The organism is Mesorhizobium sp. M0854 (assembly GCF_040319815.1).
GTDB lineage: Bacteria > Pseudomonadota > Alphaproteobacteria > Rhizobiales > Rhizobiaceae > Mesorhizobium.
This window is the reverse complement of record NZ_JAMYOL010000010.1, coordinates 101,324-125,550: the sequence shown is the minus strand read 5'-3', so window position 1 is coordinate 125,550 and position 24,227 is coordinate 101,324. Positions and strand designations below refer to the sequence as shown.

Here is a 24,227-nt window from a genome sequence, read left to right as displayed (position 1 = left end):
AAAGACCATCGAAATCGAGGACGACGCCATGAAATATGCTCTTTCCGCCCTTGCCGGTGCGACAGCACTTGCAATCAGCCTGATCGCCGGCCCGGCAATAGCAGAGGACGAGGGCATCGTCGTTTACAACGCCCAGCACGAAAACCTGACCAAGGCCTGGGCGGAGGGATTCACCAAGGAAACCGGCATCAAGGTTACCGTCCGCAATGGCGGCGACAGCGATTTCTCCAATCAGATCGTTGCGGAAGGCACCGCTTCGCCCGCCGATGTATTCCTGACGGAGAATTCGCCGGCCATGGCATTGGTCGAGGCGGCCGGCCTGTTCGCACCGGTCGACACCGAGACGCTGGCCCAGGTTCCGCAGGAGTACCAGCCGGCGAGCGGCAAATGGGTCGGCGTTGCCGCGCGCAGCACCGTCTTTGCCTACAACAAGACCAAGCTGAGCGCCGACCAGCTGCCCAAATCGCTGCTCGATCTCGCCGATCCGAGCTGGAAGGGCCGCTGGGCCGCTTCGCCCTCCGGCGCCGATTTCCAGGCGATCGTCAGCGCGCTTCTGCAGCTCAAGGGTGAGGCGGCGACGGCCGAATGGCTGAAGGCGATGAAGGAGAATTTTACCGCCTATAAGGGCAACAGCACGGTGATGAAGGCGGTCAATGCCGGCGAGGTCGAAGGCGGCGTGATCTATCACTATTACTACTACGGCGATCAGGCCAAGACCGGCGAGAACAGCAAGAACGTCGAGTTGCACTATTTCAAGCATCAGGATCCCGGTGCTTTCGTCTCGATTTCCGGCGGCGGCGTGCTGGCCTCGAGCAAGCACCCGAAGGAAGCGCAGGCTTTCCTGAAATGGGTCACCGGCAATCGTGGCCAGGACGTGCTGAAAACAGGCGATTCGTTCGAATACGCAGTCGGCAAGGGCGCCGAGTCCAACCCGAAGCTGGTGCCGCTGGCCGATCTGCAGGCGCCGAAAGTCGACCCGACGACGCTGAACTCGAAAAAGGTGACCGACCTGATGACGGCGGCCGGCTTGCTTTAGCCGGCGTTCGTCCTAAAAGGGCAACCGACTGCGCTCCTGTGGGAATTCGCTTTCCACAGGAGCGCTCTGTTTTCAAGATGGCATTTGCCTATGACCACAAGCTACCCGCGAGATTATCCGCTGCCGATCGTTTCCGCCTCCGGGCGGAGCTGGCGCAACGTCTGATCTGATGCAATCCGCGATCGATCTCGCACGCCCAGGCTTGCCGGCCGACGCCACGGCCGTGCGGGCACGTCGTTGGTCGGTCTCATGGATTGCGTTGGCTGCCGTCTTTGTCTCGCTTTTCGCGCTGCTGCCGCTTGCCTTCATCGTCTGGGTGGCGGTGCAGACCGGCTGGGAAACGGTGGCGGCGCTGGTGTTCAGGCCGCGCGTCGGCGAACTTCTGGTCAACACCAGCCTGCTGGTGGTTCTGGCGGTGCCGATCTCGATCGTGCTGTCGGTCACGCTGGCCTGGCTGACCGAGCGCAGCGATCTGCCGGGTGCCCGCCTATGGTCCTGGCTGTCGGTGGCGCCGCTCGCCATTCCCGCCTTCGTCCACAGTTACGCCTGGATCACCATGGTGCCCAGACTGCACGGCCTGTGGGCCGGCGTGCTTGTGTCCGTCATCGCCTATTTCCCGTTCCTTTATCTGCCGGTGGCGGCGGCATTGCGACGGCTTGATCCCGCTCTCGAGGATGCAGCGGCAGCCCTTGGTCTCGGCCCGTGGCGTGTGTTCAGGCGTGTCGTGCTGCCGCAGCTCCGGCTCGCCATTTGCGGCGGCTCCCTGCTGGTCGGCCTGCATCTCCTGGCCGAATACGGGCTCTATGTCTTCATCCGCTTCGACACCTTCACCACCGCGATCGTCGACCAGTTCCAGTCGACCTTCAACGGTCCCGCCGCCAACATGCTGGCCGGCGTGCTGGTGACCTGCTGCCTTGTGCTGCTCGGGCTGGAGGTGCTGGTGCGCGGCGAGGAGCGCTATGCCCGCGTCGGTTCGGGTGCTGCGCGCCAGCAGCAGCGCACGAGCCTTGGGCGCGCCACCATTCCTTGCCTGCTGCTGCCTGCCATTACCACGCTGCTGGCGCTCGGCGTGCCGTTCGCCACTATCGGCCGCTGGCTCATGGCCGGCGGCGCCGATGTCTGGCGGCTCGACGAGATCGGCCTGGCGCTTGGCCAAACGCTGTTCCTGGCAATTGCCGGCGCGCTGCTCGCCACCGTCGCGGCAATGCCGATGGCGTGGATTTCGATCCGCGCGCCGGGGCGGCTGCAACGCGTCCTGGAGGGCTGCAACTATATCGTCGGCGCGTTGCCCGGCGTTGTCATCGCCCTGGCGCTGGTCACCATCGCCGTGCGTATCGCCATGCCGCTCTACCAGACCCTGTTCACCATCCTGGTCGCCTATGCGCTGATGTTCCTGCCGCGCGCCCTGATTAGCCTCAGGGCGTCGATCGCACAGGCGCCGGTCGAGCTCGAACGCGCCGCCTCCAGCCTCGGCCGGTCGCCGCTCAAGGCGCTGTGGTCGACGACCATCCGCCTGTCGGCGCCCGGCGCCGCAGCCGGCATGGCGTTGGTCGCTCTGGGTATCATGAACGAATTGACCGCAACCCAGATGCTGGCGCCCAACGGCACCCGCACGCTGGCCATGGCGTTCTGGTCCTATAGCGGCGAGATCGACTATGCGTCGGCGGCGCCTTACGCCCTGATCATGATGGCGATGTCGCTGCCTTTGACCTGGTTGCTCTACGTCCAGTCGAAGCGGATGGCCGGGCGATGAGCTTTCTCGAGCTGAGCGGCATCCACAAGCACTACGGGCCCGTCGCAGCACTTGCCGGCGTCGACCTCAGCGTGGCCAGCGGCAGCCGTACGGCAATCGTCGGGCCGTCCGGTTGCGGCAAGACCACCTTGCTGCGGCTGATCGCCGGCTTCGAGGCGCCGGACCAGGGCCGCATCGTGCTCGATGGCGAGGTGCTGGCCGATGGCGACACGGCCGTGCCGGCGCATCGCCGCGGCATCGGGCTGGTGGCGCAGGACGGCGCTCTATTCCCGCATCTGAGCATCGCCGCCAATATCGGCTTCGGCATGGGCCGTCACGAGGAAAAGCGCAGCGAGCGCATCGCCGAGCTCGCCTATGTCGTCGGGCTGGACAAAGGAATCCTGAAACGCCGTCCGCACGAACTCTCCGGTGGCCAGCAGCAGCGCGTCGCGCTCGCCCGCGCCATGGCCATGAAGCCGCGGCTGATGCTGCTCGACGAGCCGTTCTCGGCGCTCGACACGGGCCTGCGCGCCTCGATGCGCAAGGCCGTGGCCGAGCTCCTTGAAACCGCCGGCATCACCACCATCCTGGTCACCCACGACCAGGCCGAGGCGCTGTCATTCGCCAGCCAGGTCGCGGTGATGCGCGACGGCAAATTCTCGCAGGTCGGCACGCCGCGCGAGCTCTATTTCAAGCCGAAGGACAGGATGGTCGCCGAGTTCCTTGGCGACGCCATCGTCCTGCCGGCAAGGATCGCCGATGGCTTCGCCATCTCGCCGCTCGGCCGCATCGCTGTCGACAGCTCGGAGCGGCGCGACGTCGCCCGCATCATGCTGCGGCCGGAGCAGGTGTTGCTGAAACGCACATCGCGTGAAGGCATGTCCGGCACGCCGGACATGCTGTTCGGCGAGGTGACAGAATCGGAGTTCGCCGGCTCGATGTGCACCATCGCGGTGCGTCTGTTGAACAGCCCCGATCCGCCCGACGCCGCCGCTATCGGCAATACGCCGTTGATCCTGCGCAAGCCGGGCATGGACGCGCCGGCGATCGGCGAGATCGTCCGGCTGACCGTGTCGGGCAAGGCGCATGTGTTTGCCTGAACGGTTTTGCGCAAGGCCGACTTCAATCGACCCGTTTGCCCGCTTGATCGAACCAATGCAGCTTTTCGGACCTGGCCACGACGCGCAATTGGTCGCCTGGCTTGGCGCTGGCGCGGCCTGAGACGCGCACGACGATGCGGCTGCCGGCTGCCACGCAATGGAGAAAGCTTTCGGCACCGACCGGTTCGACCGCTTCCACTGTTGCCGGCAGCGCGAGCGCGCCGGCCGGCGCCTCTGCCGCGAAGGTGATGTCGGCGTCCTCCGGACGAAAGCCTAGCGTCACTGCCTTGCCCTGTCGAGGCGCCAAGCCAATCACAGTACCGTCCGCCAATACCGAGCTTGGGGAGGCCCCTGTGAGCGCTAGCAGATTCATTGGCGGTGCGCCTATGAACGAAGCGACGAAGGTCGAGGCCGGTTTCTCGTACACATCAAGCGGCGCGCCGGTCTGCTCGACCAGGCCGGCGTTCATGACGACGAGGATGTCGGCCAGCGTCATCGCCTCAAGCTGGTCGTGCGTGACATAAACCGAGGTGACGCCAAGCGAGCGCTGCAGATTCTTGATCTCGATGCGCATCTGCCCGCGCAATTTCGCATCGAGGTTGGACAGCGGTTCGTCGAACAGGAAGACCTTCGGGTTGCGCACGATGGCGCGACCCATGGCGACGCGCTGGCGCTGACCGCCGGAAAGCTCGCGCGGGCGCCGGTCGAGCAGCGCCGAAAGCTCCAGCACCTTGGCAGTCGAGCGTACCCTGCTGTCGATCTCGTCATTCGGCGTGCCGCGGTTGCGCAGGCCATAGGCCATGTTGTCATAGACCTTCATATGTGGGTAGAGCGCGTAGTTCTGGAACACCATGGCGATGTCGCGCTCGGTCGGGCCAATGGCGTTGACCACCTTGCCGTCAATGGCGACTGTACCGGCAGAAATCGTCTCCAGCCCGGCGATCATCCTCAGCAGCGTAGACTTGCCGCAGCCGGACGGGCCGACCAGCACGCAAAGCTCCTTGTCGGGAATGGCGATGGAAACGCCCTTCACGGCCTCGACGCCGCTGGGATAGATTTTCCTGACATCCTTCAGATCCACGGTCGCCATCGGCTTCTCACTTTTCGGATTCGACCAGACCGCGCACGAACCAGCGTTGCATCAGCACGACCACCAGGATCGGCGGCACGATGGCCAGCATTGCCGTGACCATCACGAGGTGCCATTGGGTGTCGGCATCGGCGAAGGAAACCATCTTTCTCAGCGCGATGACGATGGTGTTCATGTCGTTGCTGTTGGTGACGAGCAGCGGCCAAAGATACTGCGTCCAGCCATAGATGAAGAGGATCACGAACAGCGCGGCGATGTTTGTCCGCGACAGCGGCACCAGAATATCGAAAAAGAAGCGCCATGGCCCGGCACCGTCGACACGCGCCGCCTCGACCAATTCGCCCGGTATGGTCATGAAGAACTGGCGAAACAGCAGCGTTGCGGTGGCCGAGGCGATCAGCGGGACGATCAGGCCGGCATAGGTGTCGATCATGCCAAGATCGACCATCACCTTGTAGGTCGGCAGGATGCGCACCTCGACTGGAAGCATCAAGGTGATGAAGATCAGCCAGAAGAAGGTCATGCGCAGCGGAAAGCGAAAGAACACGATCGCGTAGGCCGACAGGATCGAGATGAAGATCTTTCCCACCGCAACGCCGAGCGCCATGATCGTGGTGTTGAGCAGCAGCCTGCCGACGCTGACCCCGCCGATACGACCGATGCCGCCGAATAGCGCCTCGCTGTAATTGTTCCATAGCTGGCCGCCGGGCAAGAGCGGCAGGGGCGGCCTGAGGATCGTTTGCAGCGTGTGCGTCGAGGCAACGAAGGTGTAGTAGATCGGAAAAGCCACGATCACTATGCCGAGGATGAGCACGGCATGGGCGATGAAGGTGCGGAGCGGGGACTGGCCGATCATCGCTGCCCTCAGCCGTAGTGGACTTTGCGTTCCACATAGCGGAACTGGATTGCTGTGAGCGCGATGACGATGGCCATCAGGATGACCGACTGCGCCGCCGAGTCGCCCAGGATCAGATTGACGAAGCCGTCATTGTAGACCTTGTAGACCAGCGTCTCTGTCGTCTTGCCCGGCCCGCCGCCGGTGACGGCATGAACGATGCCGAACGTGTCGAACAGGGCATAGACGGTGTTGACGACCAGCAGGAAAAAGGTTGTCGGCGCAAGCAGCGGGAAGACGATGGTCCAGAAGCGCTTGGTTTCGCCGGCGCCGTCCATGGCCGCCGCTTCGATCAGCGTTTTCGGCACCGCCTGCAGGCCGGCGACGAAGAACAGGAAGTTGTAGCTGATCTGCTTCCAGGCAGCAGCCGACACCAGCAGGATCATGGCGTGGGTGCCGTTGAGCAGCGGGTCCCATACGACGCCGAGGCTTCTCAGCAAATAGGCCAACGAGCCGATCGAGGGATTGAACAGGAAAAGCCAAAGCATGCCGGCAATCGCCGGCGCCACGGCGTAAGGCCATATCAACAGTGTGCGGTAAAGGCCTTTGCCGCGCACGGCCTTCTCGGCCATGACCGCGAGCAGCAGGGCCACAACCATGGCAACGATCGCGGTCGCAAGAGAGAACACTACTGTGACCTTGATCGAGTTGAGGTAGGCCGGATCGGCCAGCACCTTCCGGAAATTGGCAAACCAGACGAACCTGCTCTTCAGCCCGAACGGGTCTTGCCTGAGCATCGACTGGTACAGCGCCTGACCGGCCGGCCAGTAGAAGAAAACCAGGGTGATGGCGAGTTGTGGCGCCACCAGCAGGTAGGGCAGGATCTTGTTGGGAAAGACGACGCGTGGAGACAGGCTGATTTCCCTCGCTATCCAGGTATCGCCCGCGCGAGCTCGCGTGGGCGATATTCCAACCGACTAACTGAGATAATCCCGTCAGTTCTCCAGCGCTTCCTTGATCGCCGCGTTGCCGCGCGCAACCGCATTGTCGAGTGCCTGCTGGGCGGTTTGCTGGCCGGCCAGCATCTTCTCCAGCTCCTCGTTCTGGATATCACGCACCTGCGGCAGATTCGGCAGGCGCACGCCCTTCGAATTGTCGGTCGGCGACTTGCCGATCATCTGCAGGATGGGTGTCTCGCGGCCGGGGTTCTTGTCATAGAAGCCTGATTTCTTAGTCGCCTCGTATGCCGCAAGCGTCACTGGCAAATATCCCGACTTCTGGTGCAGATATTCCTGCACATCGGTCTTGGACAGATAGGCAAAGAAGGCCGCGACGCCCTTGTATTCCTCGTCCGACTTGTTGCCGAACACCCACAGGCTGGCACCGCCCGGCGTCGTGTTCTGCGGGGCACCCTTGGCGTCACTGTCGTAAGGAAGCTGGCCGATGCCATAGTTCATGCCGGACTTGACGATATCGCCGAGGCCGCCCGACGATTCGGTGAAGATGCCGCATTCGCCGGCGAGGAATATCTGCTTGGCTTCGGAGGTGCGCCCGCCATATTTGAATGTGCCGTCCTTGGCCAGGTCAGCGAGCGCCTGGAAGTGGTTGACGAAAATCGGCGCATTGATCTTGAGTTCGACATCACCGCCGGCCAGGCCATTCTGCTGGGTGGCCCAAGGCACGTCATTCCACGCCGCGAAATTCTCCAGGTGGATCCAGGTCAGCCAGGTCGAGGTATAGCCGCAAGGGGCGGCGCCGCTCGTCTTGATCTTCTTGGCAGCTTCCCACACCTCGTTCCACGTCTTGGGCGGATTGTTCACGTCGAGGCCTGCCTTCTGGAAGATGTCCTTGTTGTAATAGAGGATCGGCGAGGAAGAGTTGTAGGGGAACGATAGCATGGTGCCGTCCGGCTTCGAATAATAGCCGACGATGCCGGGCAGATACTGGCTCTTGTCGAAAGTCATCCCGGCGCCGGTCATCACATCGGCCACCGGCTTTATCGCACCCTCGGCCGCCATCATCACGCCGGTGCCGACGTCGAACACCTGGAGGATATCTGGCGCTTGCCCGGCACGAAAGGCAGCGATGCCGGCATTCAGCGTCTCCGGATAGGTGCCCTTGAACACCGGAACGAGCTCATAGTCGCTCTGGCTGGCGTTGAAATCCTTGGAGATCTTGGCGACGACCTCGGCGTTGGCGCCGGTCATGGCGTGCCACCAGCTGATCTGCGTGACGGCGAAGGCGGAGGTGGTGGAAAGCAGGGTCACGGTGGCGGCGATACCGGCCGCAAAGCCGAAGAACTTCATGTTTCATCTCCCGTTTGTCATTGGCGAAAGGGGCACTTCCGCAAAGCCAATATGTGGCGCTGATGACAATCGGACAACGGTTTTATTGCGGATCAATGAACATCATTCCTTCCTAAAGTGCACTCGCTACTGAAACCGGGCGCCAGAAATCACATCACCGTCTTTTCGGCGCAGCGGCGTCGGTTTTCCCCCGAAAAGACCCGCCTCATGGCCCACGGGTTAACCATTCGTTAAAATCTCCAAGAGCTAATCCGTCACACCTCCCCTGTTAATTTTGGCAGACCGAGTGAACCAGGATGCTGACGGTCTATAATTGTATTGTAAGTCAGCACGATCCGAGACTGGTTGCGCTTGCCGCACTCATCTGTGGAATTTCTTGCTTCTCGGCGGTTAATCTCCTTAAGCATGTCGGCCGATCGACCGAGCGAAACCGGCTTGTCTGGCTGATGATCGCCGCGGCCTCGACCGGGTTCGGCATATGGGCGACGCATTTCATCGCCATGACCGCGTTTACGCCGGGAATACCGAACGCATACAATCCGGGATTATCCGCCTTTTCGCTTGCCGCCGCCGTTATCATGACCGCGCTTGGGATGTGGGTCGCCACCTTGCGCCGCGGCATCGACCATTTCCTCGTCGGTGGCGCCATTCTGGGCGGCGCCATCGCGACGATGCACTACATCGGCATGGCAGCTTTCGAGGTCGAAGGCCGGGTCGTATGGAACCTGCTCCTTGTCGCGATATCGCTTCTGGCCGGCGTGACCCTCGCGGCACTGGCGCTCCTTGTCGTCTTGCGCCGTCCGTCAGCGCTCGCGACTTTCGGCGGCGCCGCGCTTTTGACGCTGGCGATTTGCAGCTTGCATTTCATCGCGATGGCCGCGGTGTCGATCATTCCGGATTCCTCGATTGAAATATCCGAACATTCCATCGAGCCCATTTCCCAGGCCTTTGCCGCAGCGGTCGCCAGCCTGATAATCCTTGTGCTATCGGGTGCCGCGCTGTGGATCGACCTGCGCTTTCGCCGCCAGAAGCTCGAGGCCGATCGCATGCACGATCTCGCCAATGCGGCGGTGGAAGGTCTGATCGTTTGCGATGGCACCCGCATTGTCAGCGCCAATGACAGTATGGCGAAGCTGACCGGAACAGCGACAGCCACCCTGAACACGATGCAATTCGGCGAGCTTTTCGACGGACAGAGCGCAGCCGATATGTCCGGCTTCGGCGAACAGGCGCAGGAAGCGAAGTTAAGGGGCAGCGACGGGGCGAGAATTCCTGTCGAGCTGATCGCCAGGAAAATCACCTACTGCGGCAGGCCTCATACGGTGCTTGCCGTTCGCGACATCCGTGAGCGCAAGAAGGCAGAACAAGAGATCCTCCGCCTCGCGCATTTCGATCCGCTTACCGGGCTTGCCAATCGGCGGAGCTTTTCTTCCCGGCTGGAAGCAGAATTCGCCTCGATGGATCGTGGCGGCAAGGATGGACATCTGGCGCTCCTGCTGCTTGACCTTGACCGGTTCAAGCAAGTCAACGACCTCTATGGCCACGGGGCCGGCGATGCTATGCTGCAGAAGCTGGCGCACTGCATTTCCGGCATCCCGCGCCACGGACAGATGCTCGCGCGTCTCGGCGGCGATGAATTTGCCATCATAGCTCCGAACCTCCCCGACCCCCTGGCCGCAGGCCGGATAGCCGAGGACTTGCTGGCGGCGATCCGGGAGGAAAACAGGGTTTCGGTCGGCTCCGGCCTCGTCTCGGCCAGCATCGGCATCGCCTTCTTTCCGCTGGATGCCGAAGACCAGGCCGGCCTGATCAGCCATGCCGACACGGCACTCCATCGCGCCAAAACCGAAGGCAGGGACACTTATCGGTTTTTCGAGATAGCCATGGGCACCGCGGCCCGCGACAAGCGCGTGATGGAGCATGAATTGCGCCAGGCGATCGCCCGCAAGGAGTTCCACCTCGTCTATCAGCCGCAGAAGGAGATCCGCGGCGGCAGGATGATCGGCTTCGAAGCCCTGGTCCGTTGGCAGCACCCTGAGCGGGGTGACATTTCTCCGACCGTTTTCATCCCCGTGGCCGAGGACAGTGGCGCTATCGCGCAGATCGGCGACTGGGTGCTGACGACGGCTTGTAACGATGCTGTTCGCTGGACAAACCCGCTGATGGTCGCCGTCAACGTCTCCGCCGTGCAACTTCACAATCCGAACTTCAGCCGCAAGGTGCACGACGCATTGACGAGATCCGGCCTGGCCCCCGGCAGGCTCGAACTGGAGATCACCGAAACGGCCCTGGTGAAGGACATGCCGCGCGCGCTGGCAACCTTGAGGCAGGTCAAGGCGCTTGGCGTGCATGTGGCGATGGACGATTTTGGCACCGGCTATTCTTCGCTGTCCAACCTCAGCGCCTTTCCCTTCGACAAGATCAAGATCGACGGGTCGTTCATCAAATCGGTCGACAAGAACGCCCAGTTCGCGGCGATCGTTCGCGCCGTGCTGGGGCTTGGACGCGGTCTCGGCTTACCGGTTCTGGCAGAAGGCATCGAGACGCCGGGTGAATTGCAGTTCCTGGACGCCGAGGCTTGCGAGATCGGGCAAGGCTACTACCTCGGCAAACCGGCTCCGATCGAGACATTCGGGGAACTGACGGGCGTGGCCGCTCCGGCAATCCGCACCGCCAGCCGACGCGGCGCAAGCATTGCCGTGCTCAAGCCGCGCCTGCGCACGGTCTGAGCCTATCCCGGCTGAAGCGCCGCCTCGACCAGACGCTTGGCATCCGGCCCCGACCATTCGGCCGGGCCATTCATATGGGCGATCAGGCAGCCTTGCCCATCGATCAGCATGGTGACCGGCAGACCGAGCGCCAGGCCGCGCGTCTTGACGTCGTTGAACAGCGCCATCGTGGCATCGCGATAGTAGCCGAGCGACTTGACGCCGGTGTCCTCCAGGAACTTCTTCGGTTTGGCATCGTCGCCGGCATCGACGTTGACGGCAACAACCTGAAACGCATCGCTGCCCATCTCCTTCTGCAGCGCATCGAGCGCCGGCATTTCGGCGCGGCAAGGTGCGCACCATGTCGCCCACAGATTGAGCAGCACCGTCTTGCCGGCATGATCGGCGATCGTCGTCGGCTTGCCGTCGGGGCCGTTGAAGGCAAGGCTTTTCAGCGATTGCGGCGGATCCGCCGGCAAAAGCGCGGCAACCTGGCCGGTGGCAGCGGCGGCGATCTTCTTGGCACGGTCGGTCTTGGCGGCGCAGGCGACGTCGTCCTTGCCGCCGCCGGCGGCCACTTGCGCGGGCGCCTTGTTGCCAGAACTGCTTTCCCTGACATATACCGCGACCGCGCCGGCCAGCACGCCCGCAACCAAAGCGGCGAGGATGAGACGCAAAGCCGGGAAAAATCTATTGCCGTCTGCCATTTTTGAAAAACTGCTCCGGAGCACGGGTTATAGCGATGAACGACAAGAAGGCCAGCAACCAGATGTGGGGCGGACGTTTTGCCTCGGGTCCGGCCGCAATCATGGAAGCGATCAACGCATCGATCTCGTTCGACCGCAAACTCTATGCGCAGGATATTCGCGGCTCGATCGCCCATAGCCAGATGCTGGCGCAAACGGGCATTATTTCGGCGGCCGATCAAGAAAAAATCGCTCACGGGCTGAACACGATCCTCGCAGAGATCGAGGCCGGCACATTCGAGTTCTCGACCAGGCTGGAAGACATCCACATGAATGTCGAGGCCCGTCTGGCCGATTTGATCGGCCCCGCCGCCGGCCGCCTGCATACCGCCCGCTCGCGCAACGACCAGGTGGCGGTCGACCTCAGGCTGTGGGTCAAGGACGAATGCTTTCGTGTCGCCGAGGCGCTGAAGGGCCTGATCACGGCGTTCCTGGATCGGGCCGAGGAGCATGCGGCAACGGTGATGCCGGGCTTCACCCACATGCAGGCGGCGCAGCCGGTGACCTTCGGCCACCACTGCATGGCCTATGTCGAGATGTTTGCGCGCGACCTGTCGCGTGTCCGCGACGCCATCGAGCGGATGGATGAAAGCCCGCTCGGCGCCGCCGCCCTTGCCGGCACCAGCTTTTCCATCGACCGGCACCAGACGGCGAAGGCGCTTGGCTTCCGCGAGCCGATGCGCAATTCGCTCGACAGTGTTTCGGACCGCGATTTCGCGCTGGAGTTCCTGGGCTTTGCGGCGATCTGCGCGACGCATCTGTCGCGGCTGGCCGAAGAGATCATCATCTGGTCGACGCCGCAATTCGGCTTCATCAGGCTGTCGGATAGTTTCTCGACGGGTTCGTCGATCATGCCGCAGAAGAAGAACCCGGACGCTGCCGAACTGGTGCGCGGCAAGACCGGCCGTGTCACCGGCCATCTCGTCGGTCTGCTGACGGTGATGAAGGGCATGCCGCTGACCTATGGCAAGGACATGCAGGAAGACAAGGAATCGGTCTTCGACGCGGCCGAGACGCTCGACCTGATGCTGGCGGCGATGACCGGCATGGTGCGCGATATGACGGTGAACACTGCCGCGATGAAGAAGGCGGCCGGCGCCGGCTATTCGACTGCGACCGACCTCGCCGACTGGCTGGTGCGCTCGCTCGGCCTGCCGTTCCGCGAGGCGCACCATATCACTGGCCGGGCGGTGGCGCTGGCCGAGGAGAAGAAGGTCGGGCTCGACAGGCTTTCGCTGGAGGATCTGCAGTCCATTCACCCCGGTATCAGCGCCGACGTGTTTTCGGTTCTTGCCGTGCAGAATTCTGTAAAGAGCCGCACGAGCTTCGGCGGCACCGCGCCGTCCGAGGTGCGCAAGCAGATCCGCTACTGGAAAAAGCGGCTCGCCAAGGCGTAAGACGCGGGGTGCAATGGCCGCAAAACTCGGCTAGAAGCGGCTGCGGGCAACAGTTTCGGACGGATGGCACGATGACCGGAAGCAGGATTTTGGTGACGCTGACGCTGCTGGCGGCAATGGCCACCGTTGCGGCCTGCGGCAGGAAGGCTGCGCTCGACACGCCGTACGCGGCAGCCGTGCAGGCCCGCAAGGACGCCGAGAAGGCCAAGCAACCTTTGCCGCCGGAGCCGGAAAAACCTGTCGAGGACAAGAAATTCATCCTCGACCCGCTGCTCTGATTTCGGACCAATCTCGTGAACCATTTCGACTACCGCGATGGCGCGCTGCATGCCGAGGACGTGGCGATATCAGACATCGCCGCCAGCGTCGGCACGCCGTTCTACTGTTATTCGACGGCGACGCTGACCAGGCATTTTCGCGTCTTCACCGAGGCCTTTGCCGGGCTCGATGCTCTCGTCTGCTATGCCATGAAGGCGAATTCCAACCAGGCCGTGCTGAGGGTGCTGGCAAGGCTCGGCGCCGGCGCCGACGTGGTCTCGGAGGGCGAATTGCGCCGCGCTTTGGCGGCCGGCATCCCGGCAAGCAAGATCCTGTTTTCGGGCGTCGGCAAGACCGCGCGCGAAATGGATTCTGCGCTCTCGGCCGGCATTCTCTGTTTCAACGTCGAATCCGAACCGGAGCTGGAGCTGCTGTCGGCCCGCGCCACCGCGCTGGGCAAGATCGCGCCGATCTCGCTGCGCATCAACCCGGATGTCGACGCCAGGACGCACAAGAAGATTTCGACTGGGAAGGCCGAGAACAAGTTCGGCATTCCGTGGCAGCATGCGCGGAAGGTCTATGCGCGCGCGGCTGAGCTGACGGGCATCAAGGTCACCGGCATAGACACCCATATCGGCAGCCAGATCACCGAATTGCAGCCCTTCGACGACGCCTTTGCGCTGCTGGTGGAGCTGGTCGGCGCCTTGCGCTCCGACGGTCATGCCATCGAGCACATCGATGTCGGCGGCGGCCTTGGCATTCCCTACCGCGTCGACAACAACCCGCCGCCTTTGCCCGATGCCTATGCCCGGATCGTCAGGAAACATGTTGCCAAACTTGGGCTGAAGGTAATGTTCGAGCCAGGCCGGCTGATCGTCGGGAATGCCGGCATCCTGGTGTCGGAAGTAATCTTCGTGAAGGAGGGCGACGCCAAGAACTTCCTCATCGTCGACGCCGCGATGAACGACCTGATCCGGCCGACGCTTTACGACGCTTTTCACGACATCAAGCCGGTGGCGCAGCAGCCGGCCGCTGCACCACGCATGAAGGTCGACGTCGTCGGCCCGGTTTGCGAGACCGGCGACTATCTCGGGCTCGACCGTGACCTGCCCCGGCTGAAATCCGGCGACCTGATCGCTGTCTCCACCGCCGGCGCCTATGGCGCCGTTCAGGCCGGCACCTACAATACCAGGCTGCTGGTACCGGAAGTGCTGGTCGACGGCGACCGCTTCCACGTTGTGCGTCCGCGCCAGACCTATGACGAGCTGATCGGACTGGACTCGGTGCCGGACTGGTTGGAGTAGAACTCTGCAGCTACAGCCGGTGCTGAATGAGCGCCCTGATTTCGGCGATTCTGTCCTCATTCCGGCGATAGAATATCCACTGCTTGATGCGCTTGCTGCGCAAAAGCCCTGCCTGGGTGAGCACGCGCATATGCTCGCTGAGCGTAGCCTGGGTGATCCCTAGCCTCTCCGCGATCAGCAGCGCGCAGACGCCGTCCTCGACCAGATCGCCGTCCGTCTGCGGCGGAAAATGCGCCCGCGGGTCCTTGAGCCAATCGAGGATCTGGAGCCTGCGCTCGTTGGCAATCGCTTTGAAAACGTCGACCTCTTGCATTTAGGCACTTTGCCAAGTTACTAAGTAATGTCAACTCTGGGAGTGAAAGCATGCTGCACGGCCACACGATCACACGCGAGCGCATTGCGGCGATAGAACCCCGCATCCGGCCCTTCGTGCGCCACACGCCGGTGCTGCGCGTCGACATGGCCGATTTCGGCCGCCCGCCTCTGCCCGTCGACCTGAAGCTTGAGTGCTTGCAGCATTCCGGCTCGTTCAAGGTACGTGGTGCGTTCACCAATCTCCTCGAACGGCCGGTTCCTGCGGCCGGCGTCGTCGCCGCGTCGGGCGGCAATCACGGCGCCGCCGTCGCCTATGCCGCCATGCGGCTCGGCCACAAGGCGACCATCTTTGTTCCCGAAGTGAGCCCGCAGGCCAAGCTGGACCGCATCCGCGGCTACGGCGCCGAGCTGATCGTCGGCGGCGCCCGTTATGCCGAGGCGCTGGCCGCCAGCGAGAGCTTCGCCGAAAAATCCGGCGCGCTGCAGATCCACGCCTTCAACCAGGAGGAGACGCTGGTCGGGCAAGGCACGCTCGGCCTCGAGATCGAGGCCGACCTGCCGAAGCTCGACACCCTGCTGGTCGCCGTCGGCGGCGGCGGGCTGATCGGCGGCATCGCTGCCTGGTTTTCCGGCCGCATCAGGATAATCGCGGTCGAGCCGGAGGGTGCGCCGACGCTTCATCGCGCCTTCGAGGCGGGCCGACCCGTCGACGCGCCGGCTGAGGGCATCGCCGCCGATTCGCTCGCGCCAAAGCGTGTCGGCGAAATGATGTATCCTATCGCCGAGGCATTCGTCGAGCGCTCGATCCTGGTCGGCGACGACGACATTATCGCCGCCCAGGCGGCGCTGTGGGACCGCGTGCGAATCATCTCCGAGCCGGGCGGCGCGGCCGCCTTCGCGGCGCTCCTGTCCGGCCGCTACGCACCGGCTGCAGGCGAGCGCGTTGCCGTACTGGTCTGCGGCGCAAACGCCAATCCGGCGAAATTCTGACAATATCCGGGGCATTATTGTTCACGTTTTGGGGAACCGCCTCGCCTTCGCCGTGTTTGTTGGTATCCTTAGGGCGATGTGCATCCGCTTGGACGCACGAAGTACGCGCTAAGATTTTAGGTCTTCGCATCGTGCTTCCCGAAAATCGACTTTTCGGGCCCATGCGATAGACTCGTGAGGCCTGGGCTATCCCGCCCGGCCAGGAAGGGCCGATGACACAACGACCCATTTTCACCAGCGATCGCAGTCTGGCCAGGCGCCTTGCCTTGAGCCGGCTGGGGACGCAGGTCTCGATAATCGTCGAACGCGGCTGGCCATTGCTGCTGCCACTGATCATCGTCGCCAGCCTGTTCCTCAGCATTTCGTGGCTCGGCCTGTTCCCATTTTTGCCCGATCTGGCGCGGATCGGTCTTATCACGGCATTCGGCGTCGCAGCGCTTGCCGCACTCTATCCACTGCGTTTCTTCCGCACGCCATCCAGGGCCGAGGTCGACCGCCGCATCGAGGCGGCCAACCGATTGCTGCACAGCCCGGTGCAGGTCCAGACCGATCGCCCGAGCGGCAAGGAAAGCATTTTTTCGCAAGCCCTGTGGCGCGAGCATCAGCGGCGGATGGCGGACCGGCTGGGCGAGCTTGGCGGCGACGTGCCGCGCACACGCGTGCCGGAACGCGACCCGTGGGCGCTGCGCGCCGTTGCCGCGCTTTTGTTGGTCACTGCCTTTGCCTTCTCCTTCGGGCCATCGGGCGGCAGGCTGAGCGACGGTTTTGTTGCCCGTGCCGCCCGCGACGTCGTGCCGCCGCGCATTGATGCCTGGGTGACGCCGCCGGCCTATACCGGCAGGCCGCCGGTATTCCTGAACGCCCCGGTCCTGGCCAACAACGCCACTCAAGCGCCGCCGACCTTCACGGTTCCGGAGGGCAGCGATGTGTCGTTGCGCGTCACCGGCGGTTCGGGCGAGGAAACGCTGAGCTACGCCGATATCGGCGGCAACACCCGCGCCATCGATCCGACCGGGCCGCAAGCCGCCAAGACTGAGGCAAGTCCGGCAACGCCTTCCACCGTGCGCCAGTTCAGCGGCAAGTTAACGGCCGACGGCACGCTGACGCTGCAGTCCAGCGACGGCGAGCTCGGCCGCTGGGCCTTCGCCATAATTCCCGACAAGCCGCCGCAGATCCGCTTTGTCGGCGAGCCGAAGCGCGCCGTCAACGGCGCCTTCGAACTCAACTACCAGATCGACGACGACTATGGCGCGGCCTCCGCCAAGGCGGTTTTCGCATTGGCCGATCCGCAAGTGCCCAACGCGCATCCGCTCTATGGCCCGCCGGAAATGCCGCTGACGTTGCCGCGCCGCGGCGGCAAGGCCAATGCCGCTAAGACGACGAAGGATCTGACCGACCATGTCTGGGCCGGTGGCAACGTCAAGCTGTCGCTTGTCGTCACCGACGGTGCCGGACACACGGCGACCAGCGAAACCAAGACGCTGGTTATGCCGGAGCGGCCATTCTCCAACCCGTTGGCGCGGGCTGTGGTCGAGCAGCGCCGCATGCTGGCGCTCGACGCCTATGCCAAGGACCGCGTGCTCGACCTGATGGATGCGATCACGCTCAGGCCCGAAGACACGTTCGACAACATGACGCACTATCTCGCCATCATGAGCGCCCGCACCCGGCTGAAGATGGCCGACAGCGACGACCAGTTGCGCGACGAGGTCGCTTACCTCTGGGAGATCGCGCTCGGTATCGAGGAAGGCAATCTTTCGGCGGCCGAGAAGCGGCTGCGTCAGGCGCAGCAGGCGCTGCAGGACGCGATCAAGAACGGCGCCAGCGACCAAGAGATCGAGAAGGCGATGAAGGAACTGCGCGAGGCGATGAACCAGTTCCTGCAGGAATTCGCGGCGCGGGCGCAGCAGAATCCGAATGCGCCACAGATGCAGCAGAACGGCCAGGAACTGCGCCAGAGCGACATCGACCGCATGATGGACCAGATCGAGAACCTGGCGAAATCCGGCAATCGCGACCAGGCGCAGCAATTGCTGTCGGAGCTGCAGGATATGATGAACAATCTGCAGGCAGGCCGCCAGCAACAGGGCGGTCAGCAGGACAGCGAGATGCGCCAGCAGATGGACAAGCTGGGCGAAATCATGCGGCGCCAGCAGGAGATGATGAACGACACTTTCCGCATGGACCAGATGCAGCGCGGCCAGCAACAGCGCGGGCAGAACCGCGACGAGCAGCTCGGCGAGAACAGTGAGCCAGGCCCGATGGGCGAAGAGGGCAAGCCCGGCCCAGGTGACGACCGCGATCCCCTCGGCCGGCCGAACCCGATGACGCCGCAGGAATTTGCTGACGCGCTGAAGCAATTGCAGGAAGGCCAGGGCAAGCTGCAGAGCGAGCTCGATCAATTGAGGAAGAGCCTCGAAGGCATGGGCCTCGACCCCAATGAGGGGTTTGGCGAGGCCGGCAAATCCATGGGCAATGCCGAACAGGCGCTCGGCGAGGGCGAAGGCGACCAGGCCGTCGGTCACCAGGGCCGCGCATTGGAAGCCTTGCGCAGGGGCGCCAAGGACATGATGAAGCAACTGCAGGCGATGCAAGGCGACCAGGGCGGCAACGGCCAGGGCGGACGCCAGCAGAATGCCGACCGTGACCCGCTCGGGCGGCCTCGCACCAGCGAGGGTCCCGACGACGGAAGTTCGGTGAGAGTGCCCGACGAGATCGACGTGCAGCGTGCCCGCCAGATCCTCGAAGCGATCCGCAAGCGGCTCGGCAACGCACTCAGCCCCGATATCGAGCGCAGCTATCTGGAGCGGTTGCTGGAGCTGAAGTAAGGCTGCCTGTATTCGGAAGATCGCCGCGCGCAGTCCGTGGTGGCCGCCAGCGCCGAGCTGAGTGGCATGCTTTAACGGTTGGTGAAAGCCTCGCGGATCGCCTCTTCCATGCCGTCGATTGCCTCGCCGGAAGCGTTCGCATTGCGCCGCAGCACCACGTTCGAGGAATCGATGTCGCCGAACCCGTCGGCGGCCGTAAGCTCGCGGCAGCCGGCCGGGATGTTGCTGCGCGAGATCGGCGCAATCGCCAATCCGGAGGTGACGGCGAGCCGCAGGCCGCCATTGGTATCGCTGGTGTAGGCGACACGATAAGCGAGACCGCGCTGTTCCAGCGACTTTATCGCGAAATCCTTGCACCAACCGGCACGGTTGTAGAGCGCGATCGGCACCGGCCGCTCCTCATGCATGTGATGCAGCTCCGACGTCACCCATACGGTTGGGTCATGCATCAGCACCTCACCGCCTGACAGATCCTGCCATTCGAACACCACCGCCAGATCGAGCTCGCCGGCGGCGAGCGCCGCGATCTGCGCACCGGAATGCGCGTAGCGGACGGTGATGTCGACCTGAGGATGGCGCTTGGCAAAGACGCCGAGTGCCCGCGACAGGATCGCGTGGCCATATTCCTCCGGGATACCGATGCGCACCGGCCCGCCAAGCGGCGCCGCGACCATCGATGCCGCCGTCTCGTCGAGCAGTGAAACGATACGCCTGGCGTTGGCGATGAGTTCGCCGCCGCGCTGCGTCAACGCTACACCGCGCGACCCGCGCTCGAACAGGCTGTCGCCGATCATGCCTTCGAGCCTCTTCATCTGCATCGAGACTGCCGACTGGGTGCGGCCGGCCCGCTCCGCCGCTTTGGTGAAATTGCCGGTGTCGGCGACCGCCACGAAGGTGCGCAACAGGTCGCTGTCGAGATTGGGTCGCATGTGCCCACCATAAGAAAATCTGATTGCTGGCATCATTCCAATTCGTTTGCAACATGTCAAACGGGGGACGATAGTCGCCTTACCCATTGGATATGCGGCCGCGAAATCGGCTGCGGACCAATCAAAAGTCCTCACTCGTACCCGCTGCCCGAAACGGTGGCGGGTTCTTTTTACCCGGATGCAGGCCTGCCTTCGGCCACGCACGCGGGAGACAGGAGCGCCTATGCAGAATCGGCTTGTGCTCGGCATCTTCAGCCTCTGTCTCGGCGTGCTGGTCTTTTCGCTGCAGGACCCGCTGGTCAAGGCGGTGTCGAGCCACTATCCGGTCACCGAGGTGATGGCGATCCGCTCGATCGTCGCCCTGCCGATCCTGGTTTTCCTTGTCCACGCCGATGTCGGATTGCAGGCGATCCTGTCGAAGCGGTTCGGCATGCTGACGATGCGCGCCTTCATCCAGTTCACCTCCTACACGGCCTACTATCTGGCAATCGCCGCCCTGCCGCTGGCTGACGCGGTGGCGCTCTATTTCATGGCGCCGCTGTTCATCATGGCGTTGGCCGGCCCCTATCTCGGCGAACGCGTGTCCTGGCAGGCGCTCGCCACCGTCCTGGTCGGCATGCTCGGCGTGCTGGTGATGGTGCGCCCGGGCGCCGGCTTGTTCGACTGGGCAGCGCTGCTGTCGCTAGGTTCGGCTCTGCTCTACGGTTTCTCGCAGCTGATGGCACGCAAGATCGGCGACACCGAATCCTCGACTGTCATGGCGTTCTATCAGAACGGCGCCTATCTGGTCGGCGCCGCCTTGGTGGCGGCATTGTTTTGGCTGGCAGGCATTGACCACGCCGTGCATCCGAGCCTCGAATTCCTCGTCCGGCCATGGGTCTGGCCGGCGACGCCGGATCTCCTCAAGATGGGGACATGCGGCTTCGTTGCCTCGGCCGGCATGATCCTGTTGTCGCAGGCCTACCGGCTGGCGCCCGCCAACAGCGTCGCCACCTTCGAATACACCGGTATCATCTGGTCGCCGCTATGGGGTTTTCTGTTCTTTGCCGAGGTGCCGCGACCAGCGACGGCGGCCGGCGCAGCCCTCATCATCGGCGCCGGGCTTTTTGCGCTCAATGCCGGCCGGCACCGGAGCGGCGTGCCAGCCAATACGGCGACCTGCGACCCTGCCTGAAGGCGGTCGGCCTTGGACTTAGGCGAAGCAGGCGAGCGCCTGTTCGACGCGGGCGCGGATTTCAGCCAGCGTGAACGGCTTTTGCACGACGTCGAGAATAATGCCGTCCAATTCGTCGGCGCGCTCGCGCTGGTCGGCATAGCCGGTCATCAGCATGATCTTCATCGCCGGGAACAGCGCCGCTGCCGCCTTGGCCATCTCGATGCCGTCCATCTCCGGCATGCGGATGTCGGACAGCACAAGGTCATAGCTCCCTTGCGCCGCCCGGATCAGAGAAAGGCCGTGTGCGCCGTCCGCGGCGACAGTGACATTATGCCCGGCGCGCTCGAGCGCGCGAGCGGCGAGAGTGCGGACGGATTCATCGTCCTCGACGATCAGGAGATTTGCCATGGGCAGGATATTTGGCGAGGAAAAGTTGATGTTTCCTGAAAGCCAGGAAGGCCATGAGGCCTTTTCAAAATTCGCTCCGCCGAGTCATATGACGTGGTTTTCGAGACCCGGAGCGGACGTTCGAGTCCGTGAGCACCGGAAGCGCAGAAAACCGCGTCAGATGACCGCCGGAGTAGAATTTTCAAAAGGCCTCAGGCGTCGCCCTTGACGATGCCGACGAACGGCAATTCGCGAAACGCGTGGGCGACGTCCATGCCATAACCGACGACGAAATAATCGGGGCAGTCAAAGCCGACATAGTCGGCGTTGAGCGTGGTCTGGCGGCGCATGCGCTTGTCGAGCAGCACGGCGATGGCACAGCTCCTTGCGCCGCGCGACAGCATGAGGTCGCGGGTGAAACTCAGCGTCTTGCCGGATTCCAGAATGTCATCGATCAAAAGCACATCGCGACCGGCGACCTCGTTGTCGATGTCGCGCAGCACCCTCACCTCACCGCTGGTCGTGCCGGCGCCATAGCTGGAGATGAAGATGAACTCGACCTCCGGCGACAGGCCGACATCGTGCATGGCACGGATAAGATCGGCGGCGAAGATGAACGATCCCTTCAGCACCGAGATTACCAGAAGGTCGTGGTAGTCGTGCCCGGCGATCTCCTTGGCAAGTTCCAGGTTCCGCCGCGCGATGGCGGACGCCGAAAACAGGACTTCGATTTCCTTGCCGCGCACAACTGGCATTGGCTGCCCTTCCAGAATGATCGCCTTTGTAGGCGAAGCCGACCGAAACGGTCTTCAACCCGTTTCTAGGCATGTCGTGCCGTCTGGCAAGGCCAAATCTTTCGCAGGGCACCCGCGAACGGTCGGATGTCCCACCGTCGCGAATCGTTTATCTGGTGACCTGTTGATTTTCTGGCGCCGCTCTAACGAACCAGCGCATGGCCGCCCGAAATCCAGAAGGCGGCAAAGACGGCACCGACGCCGACAATCCAGAAGATCGGCCCACCATGCACCCACAACGGCCGTTCGACGGCGGTTTCGGGCTTGCGCAACATGTCCATGCCTTCGATCGAAGGCATGGAAATCATGCGCGCAGGCGGCGGCGCAAAGTCTTGACGTGTAAAATGGCGGGGCAGCACCTCATAGTCGGCATCGATGACCTCGGCGGTCACGTCGCGCATGATGCGTTCCGGCTCGGCGGCCGGATCGGTCATGATTTCGCCGGAAACCGGGCGCGCGGTTCGATCCTCAGCCATCATGGCCCAACACTACCGCACCTGTTCGCTGTTCGTTTCTTTTGGGTAAACGGAAATGGTTAACGCTTCCCCACCGGAACCCCTGTGACTCGCTCGAAAAGCCCCCAAATTAACCGTCGGTTAACCATGCCGGCCGATGGTCTTTCCACAGAAAGGGCTGGCATCTTGCCGCCGAGAATTTCAGGTCGTCGAAAGTGATCCGCTTCGAAAATGTCGGCCTCCGCTATGGCATGGGTCCGGAGATTCTCCGCGACATCTCCTTGCACATTCCGGAGCGCTCCTTTCAGTTCCTGAGCGGACCTTCAGGCGCCGGCAAGACGACGTTGCTGCGGCTTTTGTTCATGTCGCTGAAGCCGACGCGCGGCCTGATCACCATTTTCGGCAAGGACCGCTCGCGCATCTCGCGCACCGAATTGCCGCATCTGAGACGTCGCATCGGCGTGGTGTTCCAGGATTTTCGCCTGCTCGACCATATGACCACCTACGAGAACGTGGCATTGCCGCTGCGCGTGCGCGGCCGCGAGGAGGCGACCTATCGCACCGACGTCACCGAGCTGCTGAAATGGGTCGGCCTCGGCGAGCGCATGCATGTGCTGCCACCGGTGCTGTCTGGCGGCGAGAAGCAGCGCGCCGCCATTGCCCGGGCGTTGATCGAGCAGCCCGAGATCCTGCTCGCCGACGAGCCGACCGGCAATGTCGACCCGCCGCTGGCGCGACGCTTGCTGCGGTTGTTCATCGAGCTCAACCGGCTGGGCACCGCCGTGGTGATCGCCACACACGACCTCGGCCTGATGGAACAGGTCGACGCACGGCGAATGATCCTGGCCGGCGGAAGGCTGGACATCTATGACTGAGCTCTCCGTCGAACATTTCGAGGGTCAGGACGCCGCGGCGGCAAAGCCCCGCGTCCAGCGCAAAATGGCGCCGATCGTGCCGGCGCAGAACATCGCCGGCCGGGCGCTGGTGCTGGTCATTGCCATCATGACGTTTCTGTCCTGTCTGACGTTTGGCGCAGTCACGCTGGTGCGTGACACCGCCTCCGTCTGGGAGAACCAGATCTCGCGCGAAGCGACCATCCAGATCAAGCCGGTCGACGGCCTCGACATGGAGGCCGCACTTGCGCTGGCCTCGCAGATCGCCGGCGAATTCCCTGGCGTGAAAAGCGCCAGGATCATCGATCGCGAAGCAACGGCCCGACTGCTCGAGCCTTGGCTAGGCTCGGGCCTGAACATCGATGAGCTGCCGGTGCCGCGCTTGATCATCATCACCATCGACGAGAATAGTCCGCCCGATTTCGCCGCACTGCGCGCGGCAATCACGCCGAAGCTGCCGAGCGCCTCGCTCGACGATCATCGCACCTGGGTCGACCGGCTGGTTGCCATGGCCCGCACCACGGTAACGATCGGTATCGCAGTGTTGGCGCTGATGCTGTCTGCGACGGTGCTGACCGTTGTATTCGCGACGCGCGGCGCCATGGCCGGCAATGGCCACATCATCGAGGTGCTGCATTTCGTCGGCGCCGAGGCGCGCTTCATCGCGCGCGAATTCCGCCGGCATTTTCTGGTCACCGGCATGAAGGGCGCCGCGGCAGGCGGCGCCGCAGCGATCCTGGTCTTCATCGTCTTCTCCTGGTGGTCGTCACACAACATGGCAACGCCGCAGGCCGACCAGGCGACCGCCCTGTTCGGCAATTTCGCCATCGGCTCGGCGGGTTATCTCGGGGTCGCTGTCATGGTGCTGGTGATCGGCGCGCTGACGGCGGCAACCTCCCATTTCACCGTGGTTGCTTATCTCAGCGACATCGACATTCGCCAGCCGGACGCCGGCTAAAGGAAAGATC

At 63.3% G+C, this 24,227-nt stretch carries 22 protein-coding genes; 12 read left to right on the top strand and 10 right to left on the bottom strand.

Translation table 11 applies throughout. The annotated features are described in order from the left end of the window. Positions 1-28 precede the first annotated feature (28 nt). The 3 genes from NKH99_RS17725 to NKH99_RS17715 all read left to right on the top strand — a co-directional run bounded on the left by NKH99_RS17725 (position 29) and on the right by NKH99_RS17715 (position 3,868). Positions 29-1,036: an iron ABC transporter substrate-binding protein gene (locus tag NKH99_RS17725; RefSeq protein ID WP_352831736.1), complete on the top strand. Its 1,008-nt coding sequence runs from the start codon at positions 29-31 to the stop codon at positions 1,034-1,036. A 169-nt stretch (positions 1,037-1,205) separates the two neighbouring features. After that, positions 1,206-2,789: an ABC transporter permease gene (locus NKH99_RS17720; RefSeq protein WP_353014832.1), complete on the top strand. Its 1,584-nt coding sequence runs from the start codon at positions 1,206-1,208 to the stop codon at positions 2,787-2,789. Next, complete coding sequence (locus tag NKH99_RS17715) at positions 2,786-3,868, top strand: ABC transporter ATP-binding protein (RefSeq protein WP_023677939.1); 1,083 nt, start codon at positions 2,786-2,788, stop codon at positions 3,866-3,868. Before NKH99_RS17720 ends, NKH99_RS17715 begins: the two co-directional genes overlap by 4 nt. Positions 3,869-3,890: 22 nt before the next feature. Here the strand turns inward: NKH99_RS17715 and ugpC are convergent, their stop codons facing one another. The 4 genes from ugpC to ugpB form a co-directional block, all read right to left on the bottom strand. Next, positions 3,891-4,958 carry a sn-glycerol-3-phosphate ABC transporter ATP-binding protein UgpC gene (gene ugpC, locus NKH99_RS17710; protein ID WP_352452447.1) on the bottom strand — a complete coding sequence of 356 codons (1,068 nt, stop codon included), beginning with the start codon at positions 4,956-4,958 and terminating at the stop codon, positions 3,891-3,893. A 7-nt stretch (positions 4,959-4,965) separates the two neighbouring features. Further along, positions 4,966-5,814 carry a sn-glycerol-3-phosphate ABC transporter permease UgpE gene (gene ugpE / locus NKH99_RS17705; protein ID WP_352616000.1) on the bottom strand — a complete coding sequence of 283 codons (849 nt, stop codon included), beginning with the start codon at positions 5,812-5,814 and terminating at the stop codon, positions 4,966-4,968. A gap of 8 nt (positions 5,815-5,822) precedes the next feature. Then, the gene (gene ugpA / locus NKH99_RS17700; protein WP_352683133.1) at positions 5,823-6,707 is read right to left on the bottom strand and encodes a sn-glycerol-3-phosphate ABC transporter permease UgpA; all 885 of its coding nucleotides are present in this window, start codon (positions 6,705-6,707) and stop codon (positions 5,823-5,825) included. A gap of 81 nt (positions 6,708-6,788) precedes the next feature. Continuing rightward, positions 6,789-8,099 carry a sn-glycerol-3-phosphate ABC transporter substrate-binding protein UgpB gene (gene ugpB, locus NKH99_RS17695; RefSeq protein ID WP_352471403.1) on the bottom strand — a complete coding sequence of 437 codons (1,311 nt, stop codon included), beginning with the start codon at positions 8,097-8,099 and terminating at the stop codon, positions 6,789-6,791. A 296-nt stretch (positions 8,100-8,395) separates the two neighbouring features. Here ugpB and NKH99_RS17690 point away from each other — a divergent pair, with 296 nt between their 5' ends. Next, entirely contained in the window at positions 8,396-10,828 is a 2,433-nt protein-coding gene (locus NKH99_RS17690; RefSeq protein WP_352816670.1) for a bifunctional diguanylate cyclase/phosphodiesterase, read from the top strand. A gap of 2 nt (positions 10,829-10,830) precedes the next feature. Here NKH99_RS17690 and tlpA read toward each other — a convergent pair whose 3' ends face one another. After that, positions 10,831-11,514 carry a thiol:disulfide interchange protein TlpA gene (tlpA, locus tag NKH99_RS17685; protein ID WP_023677933.1) on the bottom strand — a complete coding sequence of 228 codons (684 nt, stop codon included), beginning with the start codon at positions 11,512-11,514 and terminating at the stop codon, positions 10,831-10,833. Positions 11,515-11,549: 35 nt separating this feature from the next. On the opposite strand from tlpA, the gene argH reads away from it, so the two are divergent. The 3 genes from argH to lysA all read left to right on the top strand — a co-directional run bounded on the left by argH (position 11,550) and on the right by lysA (position 14,512). Next, complete coding sequence (gene argH / locus NKH99_RS17680) at positions 11,550-12,950, top strand: argininosuccinate lyase (protein WP_352471406.1); 1,401 nt, start codon at positions 11,550-11,552, stop codon at positions 12,948-12,950. A 71-nt stretch (positions 12,951-13,021) separates the two neighbouring features. After that, complete coding sequence (locus NKH99_RS17675) at positions 13,022-13,228, top strand: hypothetical protein (protein ID WP_023677931.1); 207 nt, start codon at positions 13,022-13,024, stop codon at positions 13,226-13,228. A gap of 15 nt (positions 13,229-13,243) precedes the next feature. Further along, on the top strand, positions 13,244-14,512 hold the full coding sequence (lysA, locus tag NKH99_RS17670) for a diaminopimelate decarboxylase (RefSeq protein ID WP_352471408.1): 1,269 nt from the start codon (positions 13,244-13,246) through the stop codon (positions 14,510-14,512). Positions 14,513-14,522: 10 nt separating this feature from the next. Here the strand turns inward: lysA and NKH99_RS17665 are convergent, their stop codons facing one another. Further along, positions 14,523-14,825 carry an ArsR/SmtB family transcription factor gene (locus NKH99_RS17665; RefSeq protein WP_352489424.1) on the bottom strand — a complete coding sequence of 101 codons (303 nt, stop codon included), beginning with the start codon at positions 14,823-14,825 and terminating at the stop codon, positions 14,523-14,525. A gap of 50 nt (positions 14,826-14,875) precedes the next feature. On the opposite strand from NKH99_RS17665, the gene NKH99_RS17660 reads away from it, so the two are divergent. After that, entirely contained in the window at positions 14,876-15,817 is a 942-nt protein-coding gene (locus NKH99_RS17660) for a threonine/serine dehydratase (RefSeq protein WP_352502689.1), read from the top strand. A gap of 212 nt (positions 15,818-16,029) precedes the next feature. Next, entirely contained in the window at positions 16,030-18,645 is a 2,616-nt protein-coding gene (locus NKH99_RS17655) for a TIGR02302 family protein (protein WP_353014829.1), read from the top strand. A 71-nt stretch (positions 18,646-18,716) separates the two neighbouring features. On the opposite strand, the gene NKH99_RS17650 is transcribed toward NKH99_RS17655, so the two are convergent. Continuing rightward, the gene (locus NKH99_RS17650; protein WP_352471415.1) at positions 18,717-19,574 is read right to left on the bottom strand and encodes a LysR substrate-binding domain-containing protein; all 858 of its coding nucleotides are present in this window, start codon (positions 19,572-19,574) and stop codon (positions 18,717-18,719) included. Between the two features lie 223 nt (positions 19,575-19,797). On the opposite strand from NKH99_RS17650, the gene NKH99_RS17645 reads away from it, so the two are divergent. After that, complete coding sequence (locus NKH99_RS17645) at positions 19,798-20,748, top strand: DMT family transporter (protein WP_353014828.1); 951 nt, start codon at positions 19,798-19,800, stop codon at positions 20,746-20,748. Positions 20,749-20,766: 18 nt separating this feature from the next. On the opposite strand, the gene NKH99_RS17640 is transcribed toward NKH99_RS17645, so the two are convergent. The 3 genes from NKH99_RS17640 to NKH99_RS17630 all read right to left on the bottom strand — a co-directional run bounded on the left by NKH99_RS17640 (position 20,767) and on the right by NKH99_RS17630 (position 22,345). After that, positions 20,767-21,138: a response regulator gene (locus tag NKH99_RS17640; RefSeq protein ID WP_352540192.1), complete on the bottom strand. Its 372-nt coding sequence runs from the start codon at positions 21,136-21,138 to the stop codon at positions 20,767-20,769. 191 nt (positions 21,139-21,329) lie between these two features. After that, positions 21,330-21,872 (bottom strand): hypoxanthine phosphoribosyltransferase, encoded by a 543-nt coding sequence (hpt, locus tag NKH99_RS17635; protein ID WP_352616025.1) that lies wholly within the window; start codon positions 21,870-21,872, stop codon positions 21,330-21,332. Between the two features lie 182 nt (positions 21,873-22,054). Continuing rightward, positions 22,055-22,345 (bottom strand): hypothetical protein, encoded by a 291-nt coding sequence (locus NKH99_RS17630; protein ID WP_352683073.1) that lies wholly within the window; start codon positions 22,343-22,345, stop codon positions 22,055-22,057. Positions 22,346-22,581: 236 nt separating this feature from the next. Here NKH99_RS17630 and ftsE point away from each other — a divergent pair, with 236 nt between their 5' ends. Beyond that, positions 22,582-23,241 carry a cell division ATP-binding protein FtsE gene (ftsE, locus tag NKH99_RS17625; protein WP_023677923.1) on the top strand — a complete coding sequence of 220 codons (660 nt, stop codon included), beginning with the start codon at positions 22,582-22,584 and terminating at the stop codon, positions 23,239-23,241. Beyond that, positions 23,234-24,217 carry a cell division protein FtsX gene (locus tag NKH99_RS17620; protein ID WP_352616030.1) on the top strand — a complete coding sequence of 328 codons (984 nt, stop codon included), beginning with the start codon at positions 23,234-23,236 and terminating at the stop codon, positions 24,215-24,217. Before ftsE ends, NKH99_RS17620 begins: the two co-directional genes overlap by 8 nt. Positions 24,218-24,227: the final 10 nt, after the last annotated feature.

Bases quoted from the DNA above. Each gene is read 5' to 3' on its own strand.
- NKH99_RS17725 (WP_352831736.1), top strand. From the start codon at position 29: ATGAAATATGCTCTTTCCGCCCTTGCCGGTGCGACAGCACTTGCAATC.
- NKH99_RS17720 (WP_353014832.1), top strand. From the start codon at position 1,206: ATGCAATCCGCGATCGATCTCGCACGCCCAGGCTTGCCGGCCGACGCC.
- NKH99_RS17715 (WP_023677939.1), top strand. From the start codon at position 2,786: ATGAGCTTTCTCGAGCTGAGCGGCATCCACAAGCACTACGGGCCCGTC.
- ugpC (WP_352452447.1), bottom strand. From the start codon at position 4,958: ATGGCGACCGTGGATCTGAAGGATGTCAGGAAAATCTATCCCAGCGGC.
- ugpE (WP_352616000.1), bottom strand. From the start codon at position 5,814: ATGATCGGCCAGTCCCCGCTCCGCACCTTCATCGCCCATGCCGTGCTC.
- ugpB (WP_352471403.1), bottom strand. From the start codon at position 8,099: ATGAAGTTCTTCGGCTTTGCGGCCGGTATCGCCGCCACCGTGACCCTG.
- NKH99_RS17690 (WP_352816670.1), top strand. From the start codon at position 8,396: ATGCTGACGGTCTATAATTGTATTGTAAGTCAGCACGATCCGAGACTG.
- tlpA (WP_023677933.1), bottom strand. From the start codon at position 11,514: ATGGCAGACGGCAATAGATTTTTCCCGGCTTTGCGTCTCATCCTCGCC.
- argH (WP_352471406.1), top strand. From the start codon at position 11,550: ATGAACGACAAGAAGGCCAGCAACCAGATGTGGGGCGGACGTTTTGCC.
- NKH99_RS17675 (WP_023677931.1), top strand. From the start codon at position 13,022: ATGACCGGAAGCAGGATTTTGGTGACGCTGACGCTGCTGGCGGCAATG.
- NKH99_RS17665 (WP_352489424.1), bottom strand. From the start codon at position 14,825: ATGCAAGAGGTCGACGTTTTCAAAGCGATTGCCAACGAGCGCAGGCTC.
- NKH99_RS17660 (WP_352502689.1), top strand. From the start codon at position 14,876: ATGCTGCACGGCCACACGATCACACGCGAGCGCATTGCGGCGATAGAA.
- NKH99_RS17655 (WP_353014829.1), top strand. From the start codon at position 16,030: ATGACACAACGACCCATTTTCACCAGCGATCGCAGTCTGGCCAGGCGC.
- NKH99_RS17650 (WP_352471415.1), bottom strand. From the start codon at position 19,574: ATGCGACCCAATCTCGACAGCGACCTGTTGCGCACCTTCGTGGCGGTC.
- NKH99_RS17645 (WP_353014828.1), top strand. From the start codon at position 19,798: ATGCAGAATCGGCTTGTGCTCGGCATCTTCAGCCTCTGTCTCGGCGTG.
- NKH99_RS17640 (WP_352540192.1), bottom strand. From the start codon at position 21,138: ATGGCAAATCTCCTGATCGTCGAGGACGATGAATCCGTCCGCACTCTC.
- hpt (WP_352616025.1), bottom strand. From the start codon at position 21,872: ATGCCAGTTGTGCGCGGCAAGGAAATCGAAGTCCTGTTTTCGGCGTCC.
- NKH99_RS17630 (WP_352683073.1), bottom strand. From the start codon at position 22,345: ATGACCGATCCGGCCGCCGAGCCGGAACGCATCATGCGCGACGTGACC.
- NKH99_RS17620 (WP_352616030.1), top strand. From the start codon at position 23,234: ATGACTGAGCTCTCCGTCGAACATTTCGAGGGTCAGGACGCCGCGGCG.